Here is a 17,406-nt window from a genome sequence, read left to right as displayed (position 1 = left end):
TCAGCCTTCTGCTTGTTCGGCACGCAGCGTTTCATAGGCCGGGGCGGCGTAGATGCCCAGCTCCACGGCCAGGGCCATCACCCGCTCGAGATCGCAGGTGTAGACCAGTACGGCCTGCAGCTCATCATCCAGCGGTTCGCTGAAGTCCACCAGAACATAGCCGCCTTTTTCTGGATACAACGCGTTGAGCTGCACCTGAATGCGATTGAGCGCCTTCAGGGGTTCGGTTTTGGCCAGCTGCTTGGCTTTGAGTACGAAATTCACATCCGGGCCGAAGGAATTCAGGATTTGCTGAAACAGCTCTTCATAAGTGTCGGCCTGGAACAGCACGGTATCCGGTAAGCTGCCAACCACTACCCACTCGCCCAGCGGGATGGGAAAGCTGTCGTCATAGTTGATGTCAGGATTGTTGGCCAGAAACGCATCGGCATCGGCATAGGCCTGGGCGGCCTCATCGGCGATGCGCAGGATCTCCTGCTCGGCCAGGCAGCCCGAGCTGACAAGGCGAATCAATTCGGCAAGTGCGGTATGCATGGCAAATCTCTGGCTGATCAAGGGGTTGCACAGGATAAACCATAGGGCTCTGTTGCGGAGCCTGGCGACCGGCTCCTCGGACAGGTTGTGAAGCGCGTTGAGGTGTAATGCCATATTGATGGCCGTTGTCGCCTAAGTCGCCCGAAAAGGCGCATTTGAATGGGAAACCGAGCGGTAAAGCTGGAAATTTTCGGGCACAATATTCGCCATTACCTCCAAATCACAGCCAAGAGGAACGACAGTGCATAACGTCGTGATCAGCGGTACCGGCTTGTATACCCCAGCCCAGAGCATCTCCAATGATGAACTGGTGGCCTCTTTCAATGCCTACGTTCAACAGTTCAATGCCGACAACGCCGCAGCCATCGAGCGTGGCGAGGTTCAAGCGCTGAGTGAATCCAGTGCGGCTTTCATCGAGAAGGCCTCGGGCATCAAGAGTCGTTTCGTGATCGACAAGGCAGGCATTCTCGATCCGCAGCGCATGGCGCCGCGCATTCCCGAGCGCAGCAATGACGAGTGGAGCATCCTCTGCGAGATGTCCGTAGCCGCCGCTCGCGAGGCGCTCGAGCGCGCCGGCAGAACGGCTGCCGATATCGATGCGGTGATTGTCGCCTGCTCCAACCTGCAGCGCCCGTATCCGGCCATCGCGGTGGAAGTCCAGGCTGCACTGGGTATCCACGGCTTTGGCTTCGACATGAACGTGGCCTGCTCCTCGGCGACCTTTGGCATCCAGACGGCGGCCAACGCCGTGCAACTGGGCCAGGCGCGTGCGGTATTGCTGGTCAGTCCGGAAATCTGCACGGGCCATTTGAACTTCCGCGACCGCGACAGTCATTTCATTTTCGGTGACGCTGCAACGGCAGTGATTCTCGAGCGCGCCGATCTGGCCACTTCGCAGAACCAGTGGGGCATCGTCGGCACCAAACTGGTAACCCAGTTCTCCAACAACATCCGCAACAATTTCGGGTTCCTCAACCGCGCGGCGGAAGAGGGCATCGGCGCCCCTGACAAGCTGTTCGTCCAGGAAGGTCGCAAGGTGTTCAAGGAAGTCTGCCCGATGGTGGCTGAGCTGATCGGCCAGCATCTGCAGGAAGCCGGTATTGCCGTCGAAGACGTCCAGCGCTTCTGGCTGCACCAGGCCAACCTGAACATGAACCTGCTGATCACGCGGCGATTGCTCGGTCGCGACGCCCAGCCCAGCGAGGCGCCCGTAATTCTGGACACCTACGCCAATACCAGTTCCGCCGGTTCGGTGATTGCCTTCCACGCGCACCAGGATGATTTGCACAGCGGTGCGGTTGGCGTGCTTAGCTCGTTCGGTGCCGGTTACTCGATCGGCAGCGTGGTGCTGCGCAAGCGCTAATGCTTGATGGCGGCGGGGCGCAATGCCCTGTCGCCAGGCTTGTGCCGAGTATGGAGCGTACAAACGCTGCCGTCATCGCCTGAAGCGTGGCTGGAGCCAGTGCTTCGATTCTTCGTTTTTCCTTCTTTTTTCGATGTCCGTCACAAGTTGGACGGTTTCTTGCTATCAGAGCTGAACGCCATCGAGTGCGTCAAAAAAATGTTTCTGCGGTAGGAGAAGTGGGTGGATCGCACGCGGTTGGTGAACATGCGCAGCAGCCTGGTGGGGGCGGGTCGGGGCAACCTCGGGGTGCCGATCATGGTGTTGGTACTGCTGGGGATGATGACCCTGCCGGTGCCGCCGTTCCTGCTCGATGTGTTTTTTACCTTCAATATCGCGCTGTCGATCGTCGTACTGCTGGTCAGTGTGTACGCTCTGCGTCCGCTGGATTTCGCTGTATTTCCCACCATTCTGCTGGTCGCCACCTTGTTGCGCCTGGCATTGAATATTGCTTCCACGCGCGTGGTGCTGTTGCATGGCCAGGAAGGAGAGGGTGCGGCCGGCAAGGTCATCCAGGCCTTCGGTGAGGTGGTGGTTGGCGGCAACTATGTCGTCGGTGGTGTGGTGTTTGCGATTTTGCTGATCATCAACTTTGTGGTGATCACCAAGGGCGCCGGGCGCATTTCCGAAGTCAGCGCGCGTTTTACGCTGGACGCCATGCCCGGCAAGCAAATGGCCATTGATGCGGACCTGAACGCCGGGATCATCAATCAGGACGAAGCCAAGATGCGCCGTGCTGAAGTATCCCAGGAGGCCGATTTCTACGGCTCGATGGACGGTGCCAGCAAGTTCGTGCGCGGCGATGCCGTGGCCGGTTTGTTGATCATGTTTGTCACCCTGCTCGGCGGCATTGCCATTGGCTGTCTGCAGCACGACCTGTCGCTGAGCGAGGCGGGGCGCATCTATTCCCTGTTGACCATCGGTGACGGCCTGGTCGCACAAATTCCCTCGCTGTTGCTGTCCACTTCAGCGGCGATCATGGTCACTCGGGTGTCCAGCTCGGAAGACATGGGCCAGCAGGTCAGCCGGCAGATGTTCACCTCGCCCAAGGCGCTGGCCGTCGCGGCGATGATCCTGATTGCCATGGGCTCGGTGCCGGGCATGCCCCATGTGTCCTTTATCGGCCTGGGCCTGTTGGCCGCCGGTGGCGCGTGGCTGATCTGGAAAAAAGGCCAGAAGACCAAGGCTGCCGAGGCGTCTGGCGCCCCCGGTACGCCTGGGGCTGCCGACCAATTGCCGGCCTTGCCCGCGCCGGAAACCAAGGAGCTGGGCTGGGATGATGTGACCCCGGTGGACCTGGTGGGCCTGGAAGTCGGCTACCGGCTGATCCCGCTGGTGGATCGCAATCAGGGAGGGCCGCTGCTGGCGCGCATCAAGGGTGTGCGTAAAAAGCTTTCCCAGGACCTGGGTTTCCTTATGCCTTCGGTGCATATTCGCGACAACCTTGACCTGCTGCCCAACGGCTATCGCCTGACGCTGATGGGCGTCAGTGTGGCTGAGGCTGAGCTGTACCCGGATCGGGAAATGGCCATCAACCCAGGCCAGGTGTTCGGCACGCTCAACGGCATCGCTGGCACGGACCCGGCCTTCGGGCTGGAGGCGGTGTGGATCGACCCCGGGCTGCGCGAGCAGGCGCAAACCCTCGGTTACACCGTGGTGGATGCCAGTACGGTAGTGGCCACGCACCTGAACCAGGTGCTTTACAAGCACGCCCACGAATTGCTCGGCCATGAAGAAGTCCAGCAATTGCTGCAACTGCTGGCCAAGTCTTCGCCCAAGCTCGCCGAAGAGCTGGTGCCGGGCATGGTCTCGCTGTCCACCCTGCTCAAGGTGCTGCAAGCGTTGTTGCAGGAACAGGTGTCGGTACGTGATATCCGCAGCATCGCCGAGGCGATCGCCAGTGCGGTCGGCAAGAGTCAAGATCCTGGCGCGCTGGTCGCGGTGGTGCGCGTGGCGCTCGCGCGCGGAATTGTGCAAAGCATTGTGGGACTAGAGCCGGAGCTGCCGGTGATTACCCTGGACCCTCGGTTGGAACAGATCTTGCTAAATAGCGTCCAGAAAGCCGCCCAGGGAGGCGAAGAAGGATTCCTTCTCGAGCCGGGCATGGCCGAGAAACTGCAACGTTCCCTCGTCGAGACCGCGCAACGTCAAGAGACGCTTGGCAAGCCGGTGGTACTGCTGGTGGCCGGCCCGATTCGCGCGATGCTCTCGCGTTTTGCACGGCTGGCTGTACCCAGCATGTACGTGCTGTCTTACCAGGAAGTCCCGGACAACAAGCAAGTCACCATTGTTGCCACCGTGGGCCAGAATTAACTGAGGGTAAAAGAGCATGCAGGTCAAACGCTTCTTCGCCGCCGACATGCGACAAGCCATGAAACAGGTGCGCGATGAGCTGGGCGCCGATGCCGCGATTATTGGCAATCGGCGTATTTCCGGCGGCGTGGAATTGATGGCGGCGCTGAATTATCAGCTGCCGAGCGAGTTGGTGCGCGAGCCGAACCTGCAGCTGGAAGCCGAACTGCGCAAGACTCAGGAAATGATTGCCTCGGCCCAGGTCGAATTGGCCATTCGCAGCGAAGGGGAAAGTGCCCCGGAGAATCAGGTGTTTGCCGCCCCGTTGGTGGAAAAACCACACCCGCGCGCCGAGACTCAGGCGGAGGGGGCGCTCAATGCTGTACGTGACGAGCTGAGCGGCCTGCGCGAACTGATCGAGATGCAGCTGGGCACCATGGTCTGGGGCAATATTCAGGAAAAACAACCGCAGCGCGCCAGTCTGTGGCGGCGTTTGCAGCGTATCGGTTTGCCGGTGGAGATATCCCGCAACCTGCTGGAACAAATTGGTGATGAAGTCGACCAGCGCAAGGCCTGGCGCATGCTGCTGGCGCATCTGGCCCGCAGCGTCCAGGTGCCGGACACCGAACCGCTGGAAGCGCGTGGGGTGATCGCGCTGGTAGGGCCTGCCGGGATGGGCAAGACCACCACGCTGGCGAAGATGGCCGCGCGCTTCGTGCTTAAGTACGGCGCAAAGAATGTCGCCTTGGCCAGCATGGATGGCTACCGGATCGGTGCCCAGGAACAGCTCAAGACACTCGGTCGGATTCTCAACGTATCGGTCACCCAGATCGAACCCGGCGAGTCGCTGGTCGCGGCAATCGAGCCGCTGGCCAAAAAGCGTCTGGTACTGCTTGATACCGCGGGGCTGCCCGCCAGTGACCCGGCCCTGCGCATGCAGCTCGAGGCACTGGCCAGTCGCAGCCTGAAGTCGCGCAATTACCTGGTGCTGGGTGCCACCAGCCAGGAACAGGTACTCAAAGCGGCTTATAACACCTACCAACGCTGCGGCTTGGCCGGCTGCGTGATTACCAAGCTCGACGAGGCGCTGAGCCTTGGCGAGGTGCTTGGTGTGGTGGTTGGGCAAAACCTGCCGGTGGCCTATCTGGCAGACGGCCCACGTATTCCGGATGACCTGCACATACCGCGCAGCCACCAGTTGGTGAGCCGCGCGGTGCGCATGCAGATGACAGAAGATCCCAGTGAGGATCTCATGGCCGACATGTTTGCCGGCCTTTATAACAGTGATGCGACGCGTCGCGTTGGATAGACCTGGGGAAGCAAGTTGTGGCCCTACGAGCATGTCACGCCAAAGAGCGGTGCCCGGGGTTACGGGCAGTGAGCGCAGAATGGCGAGGTTAAGAGAACATGGGTAGCTTGCATCCTGTACAGGTGATCGCCGTAACGGGCGGCAAGGGTGGCGTGGGGAAGACCAATGTCTCGGTCAACCTGTCGCTGGCCCTGGCCGAACTCGGCCGCCGGGTGATGCTACTGGACGCCGACCTTGGTCTGGCCAACGTGGATGTCATGCTTGGCCTGGCCACCAAACGTAACCTCGCCGATGTGATTGCCGGCGACTGCGAGCTGCGTGATGTGGTGTTGCAGGGGCCGGGCGGCATTCGCATCGTGCCGGCCTCGTCCGGCACCGCGAGCATGGTGCGCCTGTCCACTCAGCAGCATGCTGGGCTGATTCAGGCGTTCAGTGATCTCGGTGACAACCTCGATGTCTTGATCATCGACACCGCGGCAGGGATTGGCGAGGGAGTGGTGAGTTTCGTGCACGCCGCCCAGGAGGTTCTGGTGGTAGTCACCGACGAGCCGACCTCGATCACCGATGCCTACGCCCTGATCAAATTGCTCAATCGTGATTACGCCATGAACCGCTTTCGCGTACTGGCGAACATGACCCGTACTGCGGAAGAAGGACGCAATCTGTTTGCCAAATTGACCAAGGTGACTGATCGCTTCCTGGATGTCGCCCTGCAGTATGTCGGCGCCATTCCCATGGATGAGACGGTGCGCAAGGCGATGCAAAAGCAGCGCGCCGTCTACGAAGCCTATCCGCGCTCCAAATGTGCGCAGGCGTTCAAGGCCATTGCGCAACAGGTCGATAGCTGGCCGTTGCCTGCCAACCCACGCGGGCATCTGGAGTTTTTTGTCGAGCGACTGGTGAAAAGACCTGGTGATACTTCCGTATGAATTCCCAAGGACTTCGCATGTACAGCCGGGCACAGCCCGAGGATTCGCAAAGCCAACTCATTGAGCGTCATGCACCGTTGGTCAAACGTATCGCCTATCACCTGCTCGCTCGCCTGCCGGCCAGTGTGCAGGTTGAGGACCTGATGCAGGCCGGCATGATCGGCTTGCTGGAAGCGTCGAAGAAATACGACTCGGGCAAGGGCGCGAGTTTCGAGACCTATGCCGGTATTCGCATCCGCGGCGCCATGCTGGATGAGGTACGCAAGGGCGACTGGGCACCGCGTTCAGTGCACCGCAACAGCCGCATGGTCAGCGACGCGATCCGGGTTATTGAAGCAAGAACCGGTCGCGACGCTAAAGATCACGAGGTTGCTGCCGAACTCCAGTTAAGCCTCGAAGATTATTACGGCATTCTCAACGATACCTTGGGAAGCCGACTGTTCAGTTTCGACGACCTGCTGCAGGAGAACGAAGGCAATGCGGTGGATGAAGATCCCAACCATTCCCATCCCAGCCCTGCACGCGAGCATGAGGATGAACGCTTTCAGAATGCTTTGGCCGAGGCGATCTCCAATCTGCCGGAGCGTGAGCGTCTGGTGCTGTCGCTGTATTACGACGAGGAACTGAATCTCAAGGAAATCGGCGAAGTGTTGGGGGTCAGCGAGTCCCGCGTCAGTCAGTTGCACAGCCAGTGCGCCGCGCGGTTGCGGGTGCGGCTGAGCGCCTGGCGGGCACGCTGATCAGGGGTACGCTGGTTTTCGGGATATAGGGGGCGCAGTCCGGAGACCGGCTGCGTTTTTACACTGTGTGGAGGTCGAATTTGGACAAGAACATGAAAATCCTCATCGTTGATGATTTTTCAACGATGAGACGCATCATCAAAAACCTGCTGCGTGACCTGGGCTTCACCAATACCGCCGAGGCCGATGATGGCCTGACGGCGTTACCCATGTTGCAAAGCGGCAATTTCGACTTCCTGGTAACGGACTGGAACATGCCCGGCATGAGCGGCATCGATCTGCTGCGCGTCGTGCGCGCCGACGAGCGCCTGAAGAACCTGCCGGTTTTGATGGTGACTGCGGAAGCCAAGCGCGACCAGATCATTGAAGCGGCGCAAGCAGGGGTTAACGGCTATGTCGTCAAGCCTTTCACTGCTCAGGGTCTCAAGGAAAAAATCGAAAAGATCTTCGAGCGAGTCAACGGCTGACAGGCCTCGGAGGAACAATGGAAAACCGCGATGTGAAGGGGGAGCTGGAAACCAGCTTGATGCACAACGCCCGCGAGTTGATGAACAGCCTGGAGAATCGGCAGTTCGGCGAGGCCGTGCAGATCATCCACGAGCTCAACAAGGTGCGTGATCGCGGTCTGTATCAGGAAGTGGGCAAGCTCACCCGCGAACTGCATACCGCCATTGTCAATTTTCATATCGATCCGCGTTTGACGGATGGCAACGAGGCGTCGCAAATCACCGACGCCACCGAGCGCCTGTCCTATGTGGTAGAGATGACCGAGCGGGCGGCCAACCGGACCATGGATCTGGTGGAGGAGTCCGTGCCGATGGTCAGTGCGCTGCATGACGAAGCGAGCGCATTGCGCCAGGAGTGGCAACGCTTCATGCAGCGTGAAATGGATGTACAGGGGTTTCGCCATCTGGCCCGTCGCGTTGAGCAGTTCTTTGCCCGGTGCGAGCAGGACAGCGAGCGTTTCAGTGCGCAGTTGAATGAAATCATGCTGGCGCAGGACTTCCAGGACCTGACCGGACAGGTCATCAAGCGCGTCACCTCGCTGGTAACCGAAGTGGAAAGCGATCTGATCAAGCTGATGCTGATGGCCAGTGATGTCGATCGTTTCACGGGTATTCAGCATGACCATGCCGAACTGCGTGCGGAGCTAGACCAACAAAAAAATTCTTCACAGGGTGAAGGTCCGCAACTTAATGCCGATAAACGTGATGATGTCGTGTCCGGTCAGGACGACGTCGACGATCTGCTTTCCAGTCTTGGGTTTTAGGGGGCACTGTTATGAGCTTCGACGCCGATGATGAAATCCTCCAGGATTTCCTGGTGGAGGCCGGCGAGATTCTCGAGCAACTGTCCGAACAGTTGGTGGAGTTGGAAAGCCGTCCGGATGACATGGATCTGCTCAATGCGATCTTCCGCGGTTTCCATACCGTCAAGGGCGGTGCAGGCTTTCTGCAGCTCAATGAGCTGGTGGAATGTTGCCATATTGCGGAAAACGTCTTTGACATGCTGCGCAAGGGTGGACGACGCGTCGATCCAGAGCTGATGGACGTGGTCTTACAGGCCCTCGACGCCATTAACGGCATGTTTACCGAGGTGCGAGAAGGGTCTGAACTGACACCGGCCACGCCCGAGCTGCTGGCCGCGCTGGCGCGTCTGGCCGACTCGAATGCCGCTCCCGTCGCTGCGCCTGTTGCGCCTGTTGCTCAGACTCCGGCCACGACATCCGAAGCTGCCAAGCCCGGCGCCGATGTGGACATTACTGACAGCGAGTTCGATCAATTACTCAGTGCCATCGCCGAGCCGGCGGCAGCGGTGACAGACGAAATCACTGACGACGAATTTGAAAGCCTGCTGGATGAGCTGCACGGCAAGGGTAAGTTCGTGCCTGATGCCATTGAAGCGCCGGTGCAGCCGGCCGCGAGTGAGGACATCACTGACGACGAATTTGAAAGCCTGCTGGATGAGCTGCACGGCAAGGGTAAGTTCGTGCCGGATGCCCTCGAAGCGCCGGTGCAGCCGTCCACGAGTGAAGATATCACTGACGGCGAATTTGAAAGCCTGCTGGACGAGCTGCATGGCAAAGGCAAGTTCGCGCCGGATGCCATTGAAGCGCCGGTGCAACCGACTGCCAGTGAAAACATTACTGATAATGAATTCGAAAGCCTGCTCGACGAGTTGCATGGCAAGGGTCAGTTCAAGCCCGAGCAGGTCGCCACGCCGGTAGAACGTGCTCCGGCGATCCCGTCTGCGCAGCCGCTGGCTGCCGCCAAGCCGAGCAAGCCTGCGAGTGCCCCGGCCAAGCCGGCGAGCGAGGCGGAAACCACCGTCCGTGTGGATACCGCGCGCCTGGACGAGATCATGAATATGGTCGGCGAACTGGTGCTGGTGCGTAACCGCCTGGTGCGCCTGGGTCTGAACAGCGGCGACGAGGAAATGGCCAAGGCCGTATCCAACCTCGATGTGGTCACGGCCGATCTGCAGACCTCGGTGATGAAGACACGCATGCAGCCGATCAAGAAGGTGTTCGGCCGCTTCCCGCGTCAGATCCGCGACATGTCCCGTCAGCTCAAGAAGGAAATCAATCTCGAGCTGATCGGTGAAGACACCGACCTGGACAAGAATCTGGTCGAGGCGCTGGCCGATCCGTTGGTGCACTTGGTGCGCAACGCAGTGGACCACGGCATCGAAATGCCTGAAGAGCGCGAAGCCGCCGGCAAGCCGCGTACCGGCAAGGTGGTGCTGTCCGCCGAGCAGGAAGGCGATCACATCCTGTTGCTGATCACCGATGACGGCAAGGGCATGGATGCCGAGGTTCTGCGTGCCAAGGCTGTGGAAAAGGGCATGCTGGACAAGGATGCCGCCGACCGCCTGAGCGACCTTGAATGCTACAACCTGATTTTTGCGCCGGGCTTTTCCACCAAGAAGGAAATTTCCGACGTGTCCGGCCGCGGTGTGGGCATGGATGTGGTAAAAACCCGCATCGCCCAGCTCAACGGCAGCGTCACGGTACATTCCACCAAGGGCGTGGGCTCCAAGGTGGTCATCAAGGTGCCGCTGACACTGGCGATCATGCCGACGCTGATGGTCATGCTGGGCAACCAGGCCTTCGCCTTCCCGCTGGTCAACGTCAATGAGATCTTCCACCTCGACTTGTCGGACACCAACGTGGTGGACGGCCAGGAAGTGGTGATTGTGCGCGACAAGGCCTTGCCGCTGTTCTATCTCAAGCGCTGGCTGGTGCCTGAGGTCGCCGACCAGGAGCAGAGCGAAGGGCATGTGGTGATTCTGTCGATCGGCAATCAGCGCATCGGCTTCGTCGTCGACCAGTTGGTGGGGCAGGAAGAAGTGGTCATCAAACCGCTGGGCAAGATGCTCCAAGGCACGCCCGGCATGGCTGGCGCGACCATAACCGGCGACGGGCGCATTGCCCTGATTCTCGATGTGCCGAGCATGCTCAAGCACTACGGACGTCGTATCTGATGCCAAACGCCGGTCCTCAGGGGCCGGCGCGTTTTAGGAGTAGTTATGGCTATCAATGTCCTGGTTGTGGACGATTCCGGCTTTTTTCGTCGTCGGCTCACCGAGATCCTCGGCTCCGATCCGCGGATCAAAGTGGTCGGCACGGCCAACAACGGGCAAGAGGCGATCGATAAAACGCTGGCATTGAAGCCGGATGTGATCACCATGGATTACGAGATGCCGTTGATGGACGGTATCACCGCTGTGCGCGCGATCATGCAGCGTTGCCCTACTCCGGTATTGATGTTCTCTTCGCTGACCCATGAAGGCGCCCGGGTAACCCTGGATGCGCTGGATGCTGGGGCGGTCGATTACCTGCCGAAGAATTTTGAAGACATCTCGCGCAATGTCGAGAAGGTCAAAACGCTGCTGTGCGAAAAGGTGCTGACGGTTGCCAACGGCGGCCGGCACATGCGCCGCAGCGCTGCGGCGCATGTGCGCGCCGAGCGTCTGCCGCTGCGCAGCGAAGCGCTGACACGAACCGTCGAAACGAGCGCTGTCGAGCGGCTTCCTGCGCCCAAGCGCAAGGCTTACAAGCTGGTGGCCATTGGTACCTCGACCGGTGGGCCGGTCGCGTTGCAACGTGTACTGACCCAGTTGCCGGCCAATTTTCCCACGCCCATCGTGTTGATCCAGCATATGCCGGCAGCGTTCACCGGCGCCTTTGCCGAGCGGCTCGACAAACTGTGCAAGATCCGCGTCAAGGAAGCCGAGGACGGCGATATCCTGCGCCCCGGCCTGGCGCTGCTGGCACCGGGTGGCAAGCAGATGATGATCGACACGCGTGGCGCGGTGAAGATTCTTCTCGGCGATGAGCGCCTCAATTACAAGCCCAGCGTAGACCTGACCTTCGGCTCGGCGGCCAAGTCCTTCCAGGACAAGGTGCTGGCCGTGGTGCTCACCGGCATGGGGGCGGATGGCCGCGAGGGCGCCCGCCTGCTCAAGCAGAGCGGCAGTCAGGTATGGGCCCAGGACGAGGCCAGCAGCGTGATCTATGGCATGCCCATGGCCGTGACGAAGGCCAACCTGGCCGATGCCATTTTCAGCCTTGACGATATCGGCCGACATTTGACCGAGGTGTGCCAGTAATGGATGTATTGAGTCTGATCGGGATCCTGCTGGCGTTTGTGGCGATCCTGGGTGGCAATATTCTCGAAGGCGGTACGATCGGCTCGCTGCTCAATGCGCCAGCGGCGCTGATTGTGGTGGGCGGGACTCTGGCGGCCAGCTTGCTGCAAACCCGGCTGCCGGTGCTCAAGCGCACCTTGCAGGTCAGTCACTGGATTCTCCTGCCGCCTCGGGTGGAGCTCACCGAAGGCATCGAGAAAGTCACCCGCTGGAGCCTGGTCGCCCGCAAGGAAGGCCTCTTGGGCCTTGAACCGATGACCGACGACGAGCCCGATCCCTTTGCGCGCAAGGCCATGCAGTTACTGGCCGATGGGGTCGAGCCGGCCAATATCCGCAATATTCTCGAAGCCGACATGTTCACCCAGGAAGAGCGCGACCTGCAGGCCGCCAAGTTCTACGAAGCGATGGGGGGTTATTCGCCCACCATTGGCATCATTGGGGCAGTCATGGGCCTGATCCAGGTGATGGGCAATCTGAGCGATCCTTCCCAGCTGGGCAGCGGTATTGCTGTGGCGTTCGTGGCGACCATCTATGGCGTGGCGTTTGCCAACCTGTTGCTGCTGCCGATCGCGAACAAGCTCAAGGCAGTGGTCCGCGTGCAGTCGCGTTATCGGGAAATGCTCATCGAGGGCATTCTGTCGATTGCCGAGGGTGAGAACCCGCGCTCCATCGAATTGAAGCTCAAAGGGTTTTTGGACTAGCCATGTCGCTTCGACGTCGCAATCGCGGGCTCAACGACGAGCCCTCCGGCAATGATCGCTGGCTGGTGTCCTATGCCGATTTCATTACCTTGATGTTCGCCTTTTTCGTGGTGATGTACGCCAGTTCGACGGTCAACGAAAACAAGTACAAGGTGCTCTCCGATAGCCTGGTCGGCGTGTTCAAGCAGCAGGAGCGCGCCACCAAACCCATCCCGATCGGGGATGAGCGCCCACGCACCCGCACTCAAGAAGAGCTATTGCGCGATGACGGCGGTCCGATGCCGGACGAGGAAAACGACCCGCTGGCGCAGATCACGCGCAGCGTCGAGCAGGCCTTTGCCGGGCTGATCGAAGCCGGACAACTGATCGTGCGCGGCACCGAGTCCTGGGTGGAAATCGAGCTTAAATCCAGCCTGCTGTTCCCCAGCGGCGATGCCCTGCCACAAGACGCAGCGTTCGACATCATCGAGAAGGTCGCCAAAATCCTGGCGCCGTTCGACAACCCCATCCAGGTGGAGGGGTTTACCGACAACCTGCCTATCAGCACGCCGTTGTACCCGACCAACTGGGAATTGTCCGCAGCGCGCGCGGCGAGCATCGTGCGCATGTTGCACATGGATGGGGTTGCAGCGCAGCGCATGGCCGCCGTCGGTTACGGCGAACATCAACCGGTTGCCGACAACAGCACCGCCAGTGGACGGGCGCAGAACCGCCGCGTTGTGCTGGTCATCTCGCGCTTCCTCGATACGCGGCGCAGTGCGGATGCGCAAGGGAATCAGCGTCAGGCAGTGAATGGCATGCAACCTGCAAAATCACCGATCGGTCAGGGAACAGCGGACAGTGCTGTCAATTCCCCGGCTGTCGCCATGCAGGCCGGCAGTGGCTCGCGCTGAACGCAGCGGGTTTTAGAGGGCGGTGAATGAAAGTCTGGGCAGTAGCCAATCAGAAAGGAGGGGTCGGCAAGACCACCTCAAGCCTCGCCCTGGCGGGGTTGCTGGCCGATGCCGGCCAGCGCGTGTTGGTCGTGGATCTCGATCCCCACGGTTCAATGACCAGTTATTTTGGTTATGACCCCGACAAGCTCGAGCGCAGCGGCTTCGATCTGTTTTTGCACAGTGGCCAGGTGCCCCAGGGGCTAGCGCGCGAATTGCTTGTGCGCACCAGCCATGGGCGGATCATGCTGTTGCCCGCCAGCACTGCGCTGGCCACGCTGGAGCGGCAATCGCCTGCCAAGAGTGGTCTGGGGCTGGTTATGTCCAAGGCATTGGCGCAACTGTGGAACGATTTTGATCATGTGCTGATCGACAGCCCGCCGTTGCTTGGCGTGTTGATGGTCAACGCCCTGGCCGCCAGCCAGCAACTGATCGTGCCGGTGCAGACCGAGTTTCTGGCCGTCAAAGGGCTGGAGCGCATGGTCAACACCCTGACCATGATCAACCGCTCGCGCCGCCAGGCCCTGCCTTACATGATCGTGCCGACCTTGTTCGACCGTCGCTCGCACGCCTCGCTATCCACCTTGAAACTGCTGCGTGGACGCTATCCCGAGCACATCTGGCCCGCCTACATACCGGTCGATACGCGCCTGCATGAGGCCAGCCGCGCGGGGCTCGTGCCCTCTCAGTTCGACCCCGGGAGCCGCGGCGTGATTGCCTATCGGTCGCTGCTGAAAACCTTGCTGGGCCGGCAAGCGGGGGCGCAGCCGACATGATGCGCCGACTCTCAAGCAATGCACCGGTGCGGTCGATAGCGGGTAAAGGAGGGTTTAGCGAATGCAAGAGATAAGCACGCGCGTGGTTACGCTGTCGGCCCCCCAGCAGGCCCTGCAATCCTATCTGGATGAACTGTTGCAGGATGCCGCACTGGAGCTGGAACAGAGCCAGGCCAGCGAGGATGAGTTCCAGGCTGCAGTGCGCGAAGAGCTGCAGCGGGACCGTCAGGCGCCGCAGCGTACGCCCTCCGTCGCGGCGAAGGTGGTAGCGCCGGTTGAGATGCCCGTGGCCGTCCCGGTAGCGCCTGTAGCCAGCGTTGCACCCATTGCCCCACCGGCTGAACGGTCGGCGCCCGTCGCGCCGCCTGTCGCCAAGGCAGCGCCCGTTGCTCCGCCGCCCAAGACGCCGCTACAGCCCCCCGTCGCTACCCCGGCCGCGACCATTGCGGCCCCTGTTGCCGCACCACCGTCGCCACCGCTCATTCGGGCCGCACGGCCGAGTTGGGGTGAGGAGCCGTTTGAGTGCCTACTGTTCGATGTGGCCGGCCTGACACTGGCTGTGCCGCTGGTGTGCCTGGGCACAGTGCATTCGCTGCAGGGCCAGGAGCTGACGCCGATCTTCGGCCAGCCGGACTGGTTTCTCGGCGTGCTGAGCACTCACTCCGGCAACCTCAAAGTGCTCGATACGGCGCGTTGGGTGATGCCCGAGCGTTACCGCGATGAATTTCGCGACCACTTGAAGTTCGTGATCACCATTCAGGGCTACGACTGGGGGCTGGCGGTGCATCAGGTTGACCGCTCGATTCACCTGCACCCCGATCAGGTTAAATGGCGCACGCAGCGGACCCAGCGGCCGTGGCTGGCGGGCACCGTGATTGAGCACATGTGCGCGCTGCTGGATGTCGCCGCACTGGCCGATCTGATCCGCAGCGGTGCCCATACGCGAAAGAGTTGATTGATATTTCAAGGCCCCACGGGCCTGGACACGCATTCGGCCTACTGGCCGCGCGCATCGCCATAAACGGTTCTTGACGAGGTTTGAACAATGAAAAACATGACAGCGCAAGGCTCTGACGATCCCATTCTGCAGTGGGTGACCTTTCGCCTGGATAACGAATCCTATGGCATCAATGTCATGCAGGTGCAGGAAGTGCTGCGCTACAGCGAGATCGCGCCCGTGCCGGGAGCACCCAGCTATGTGCTGGGGATCATCAACCTGCGCGGCAATGTGGTGACGGTCATCGACACCCGCCAGCGCTTCGGCCTGGACTCGGCGGACATCACTGACAACAGCCGTATCGTGATCATCGAGGCGGACAAGCAGGTCGTTGGCATACTGGTCGACAGCGTTGCTGAAGTGGTTTACTTGCGCCAGTCGGAAATCGAAACCGCCCCCAACGTCGGTAACGAAGAATCGGCCAAGTTCATCCAGGGCGTGTGCAACAAGAACGGCGAGTTGCTGATTCTGGTTGAACTGGAGAAGATGATGAGTGAAGACGAATGGCTGGAGCTTGAGAACTTCTAAATGATCTTGAACCTCGTCGCGATCGCACTGGCCGTGATCTCGCTGACTGCCCTGGGCACAGTGATCTGGCTAGCCGCCCACCTGCGTCGCTTGAATGCAGGTGTCGAACATCAGTTCCGCCAGCATGCCGAGCGTCATAGCAAGCGTGACAAGCGCATGCAGGAATTGAGCAAGCAGCTCGAAACCTATATTGGCGTCTGCGTGAAGATGGGCGACGAGTTGCAGGAGCTGCGCCAATTGGTGACGCCTCTGCCGGAACGCCTGGGTAAGCTCGAGCAGAGTGATCCGACCATGGTCTCCTTCATCCAGGCGTCGCGCCTGGTGGGGCTCGGCGCGAGCATCGAAGACCTGACCCAGTCCTGCGGCCTGACCAAGGGCGAGGCCGAACTGGTCAGCAAGCTGCACCAGGCGCGCCGCCCGGAATAAAAACCGGCACGCGCAAGCGTTGGGCCCGGACAACGGGCCTGACCTTCCTCTTTCCTTGTCGGGCGTCGCCCCGTAATGGACTCCCTCCTTCATGAGCAAACGCTTACAACTGATCCTCATCATCGCCGCCTTCGTGCTGGTTGGTGGTTACTTCTCGGCCCACAGCTACGTTGAGCAGGAAATCCAGGGCGCCTTGACGCGCTGGCTGGAGGAGAACGAGCTGGAAGAGCGCATGAGCTGGGAGTCGTCTTCGGTTTCCCTGCTCGACCAGTCTCTGACGCTGACGGGGGTTACCCTGACGCTGGACGGCGCGGACCCGCTGAGCGCCCGCGAAGTGGTGATTTCCGACTATCTGGAAAACGCTGAGCGGCTACGCAGTCGCGTGCGCATCAGCGGTTTGATCCAGCAGGGAGCGGAGCTCGAAGAGATCAACCAGATGCTGCGCGACCAGGCGGCGCTATTGAACCTCAGCGCAGCGCAGACGCTGCAGATCGCGCCCGTTGATCTGCTGGTGGTCAGCGATCAGAACGATGTCACCGGCGAGGCCTTGTCGGAGTTCAGCCTGACCATGCCGGGTGTCATCAGCGCCGACGTGCACCTGAGCATGACGGACCTGTATGACCTGCGCGCGCAGAGCAAACGCCTCAATGCACAGCTGATGGCCAAGACCACGCCGGAGGAGTTGTCCGCTGAGGATATTCAGCAGGTGCTCGATGTGTTGCTCAAGGGCAGTCTCGACGCGTTCAGCCTGCGGCTCGAGGATCAAGGTCTGCTGCCCTTTGCGCTGACGGCCTGGCGTGGCAACAACGGCTTCAGCGAGGAGCAGTTCACTCAATGGATCGAAAATAGCCGTTCAGGCTGCCAGTTCGTTCTCTATTCTCTGCCCGAGACGCTGGCGCCGACCTGCGATCTGGTCGAGCCGCTGTTGCGCGGCCAGTTGCGTGAACTGACCCTGGCTGCCAGTCCGCAGCAGCCGGTGAAACTGGCCGAGCTGTTCGAAGTGACCAGCAACCCCGCGCTGGTGACGGTGTTTGATCAGCTCAACCTGAGCATCAGCGGCCAGTAGGCTTTCGAAAGCAGGGCGGCCGTTTCCCCCTGACGCTGTTCGATGTGCGTTCCGCAGGGTGGGGGGTTGGTTTATGTCCACCCTAACCACCGCTCGGTGGACCGCCACCCGGTGGGCCGCCACG

General features: G+C 60.6%; 17 protein-coding genes. 16 read left to right on the top strand and 1 reads right to left on the bottom strand.

Translation table 11 applies throughout. The features are described 5' to 3' along the window. Complete coding sequence (locus tag ACTV8E_RS10875; protein ID WP_443199510.1) at positions 1–534, bottom strand: hypothetical protein; 534 nt, start codon at positions 532–534, stop codon at positions 1–3. Positions 535–775: 241 nt separating this feature from the next. Between ACTV8E_RS10875 and ACTV8E_RS10870 the strand changes: the two genes are divergently transcribed. From ACTV8E_RS10870 to ACTV8E_RS10795, 16 genes are all read left to right on the top strand, one after another. Then, the gene (locus ACTV8E_RS10870) at positions 776–1,897 is read left to right on the top strand and encodes a beta-ketoacyl-ACP synthase III (protein ID WP_443199509.1); all 1,122 of its coding nucleotides are present in this window, start codon (positions 776–778) and stop codon (positions 1,895–1,897) included. Between the two features lie 222 nt (positions 1,898–2,119). Further along, on the top strand, positions 2,120–4,249 hold the full coding sequence (gene flhA, locus ACTV8E_RS10865; RefSeq protein WP_443199508.1) for a flagellar biosynthesis protein FlhA: 2,130 nt from the start codon (positions 2,120–2,122) through the stop codon (positions 4,247–4,249). Between the two features lie 16 nt (positions 4,250–4,265). Beyond that, positions 4,266–5,537 carry a flagellar biosynthesis protein FlhF gene (gene flhF / locus ACTV8E_RS10860; protein WP_273537259.1) on the top strand — a complete coding sequence of 424 codons (1,272 nt, stop codon included), beginning with the start codon at positions 4,266–4,268 and terminating at the stop codon, positions 5,535–5,537. A gap of 98 nt (positions 5,538–5,635) precedes the next feature. Beyond that, positions 5,636–6,466 carry a flagellar synthesis regulator FleN gene (fleN, locus tag ACTV8E_RS10855; protein WP_251835265.1) on the top strand — a complete coding sequence of 277 codons (831 nt, stop codon included), beginning with the start codon at positions 5,636–5,638 and terminating at the stop codon, positions 6,464–6,466. Further along, a complete protein-coding gene (gene fliA, locus ACTV8E_RS10850) occupies positions 6,463–7,206 on the top strand; it encodes an RNA polymerase sigma factor FliA (RefSeq protein ID WP_251835266.1) in 744 nt (247 codons plus the stop codon). The genes fleN and fliA overlap by 4 nt, the downstream gene beginning before the upstream one ends. 92 nt (positions 7,207–7,298) lie before the next feature. Next, positions 7,299–7,673: a chemotaxis response regulator CheY gene (locus ACTV8E_RS10845; RefSeq protein ID WP_273537261.1), complete on the top strand. Its 375-nt coding sequence runs from the start codon at positions 7,299–7,301 to the stop codon at positions 7,671–7,673. Between the two features lie 17 nt (positions 7,674–7,690). After that, positions 7,691–8,476: a protein phosphatase CheZ gene (locus ACTV8E_RS10840; protein WP_443199507.1), complete on the top strand. Its 786-nt coding sequence runs from the start codon at positions 7,691–7,693 to the stop codon at positions 8,474–8,476. 11 nt (positions 8,477–8,487) lie between these two features. Further along, the gene (locus ACTV8E_RS10835) at positions 8,488–10,689 is read left to right on the top strand and encodes a chemotaxis protein CheA (RefSeq protein WP_443199506.1); all 2,202 of its coding nucleotides are present in this window, start codon (positions 8,488–8,490) and stop codon (positions 10,687–10,689) included. A 45-nt stretch (positions 10,690–10,734) separates the two neighbouring features. Next, positions 10,735–11,817: a protein-glutamate methylesterase/protein-glutamine glutaminase gene (locus ACTV8E_RS10830; RefSeq protein WP_443199505.1), complete on the top strand. Its 1,083-nt coding sequence runs from the start codon at positions 10,735–10,737 to the stop codon at positions 11,815–11,817. Then, positions 11,817–12,557 (top strand): flagellar motor protein, encoded by a 741-nt coding sequence (locus tag ACTV8E_RS10825; protein ID WP_443199504.1) that lies wholly within the window; start codon positions 11,817–11,819, stop codon positions 12,555–12,557. Before ACTV8E_RS10830 ends, ACTV8E_RS10825 begins: the two co-directional genes overlap by 1 nt. Before the next feature lie 2 nt (positions 12,558–12,559). Beyond that, positions 12,560–13,450 carry a flagellar motor protein MotD gene (gene motD, locus ACTV8E_RS10820; RefSeq protein ID WP_251835272.1) on the top strand — a complete coding sequence of 297 codons (891 nt, stop codon included), beginning with the start codon at positions 12,560–12,562 and terminating at the stop codon, positions 13,448–13,450. A gap of 26 nt (positions 13,451–13,476) precedes the next feature. Beyond that, positions 13,477–14,265: a ParA family protein gene (locus tag ACTV8E_RS10815; protein ID WP_251835273.1), complete on the top strand. Its 789-nt coding sequence runs from the start codon at positions 13,477–13,479 to the stop codon at positions 14,263–14,265. 70 nt (positions 14,266–14,335) lie between these two features. Next, positions 14,336–15,220 (top strand): CheW domain-containing protein, encoded by an 885-nt coding sequence (locus ACTV8E_RS10810; RefSeq protein WP_443199580.1) that lies wholly within the window; start codon positions 14,336–14,338, stop codon positions 15,218–15,220. Between the two features lie 90 nt (positions 15,221–15,310). After that, positions 15,311–15,790, top strand: coding sequence for a chemotaxis protein CheW (locus tag ACTV8E_RS10805; RefSeq protein ID WP_251835275.1), 480 nt, complete (start codon positions 15,311–15,313; stop codon positions 15,788–15,790). 6 nt (positions 15,791–15,796) lie between these two features. Next, entirely contained in the window at positions 15,797–16,216 is a 420-nt protein-coding gene (locus ACTV8E_RS10800) for a DUF2802 domain-containing protein (RefSeq protein WP_251835372.1), read from the top strand. 91 nt (positions 16,217–16,307) lie between these two features. Continuing rightward, positions 16,308–17,282, top strand: a complete 975-nt coding sequence (locus ACTV8E_RS10795; protein WP_443199503.1) for a hypothetical protein — start codon at positions 16,308–16,310, stop codon at positions 17,280–17,282. Positions 17,283–17,406: the final 124 nt, after the last annotated feature.

This window comes from Pseudomonas sp. B392_1p (assembly GCF_052245235.1).
GTDB lineage: Bacteria > Pseudomonadota > Gammaproteobacteria > Pseudomonadales > Pseudomonadaceae > Serpens > Serpens gallinarum.
Note: the sequence above shows the minus strand (reverse complement) of the source record. Positions and strands in the feature narration are given on the sequence as shown.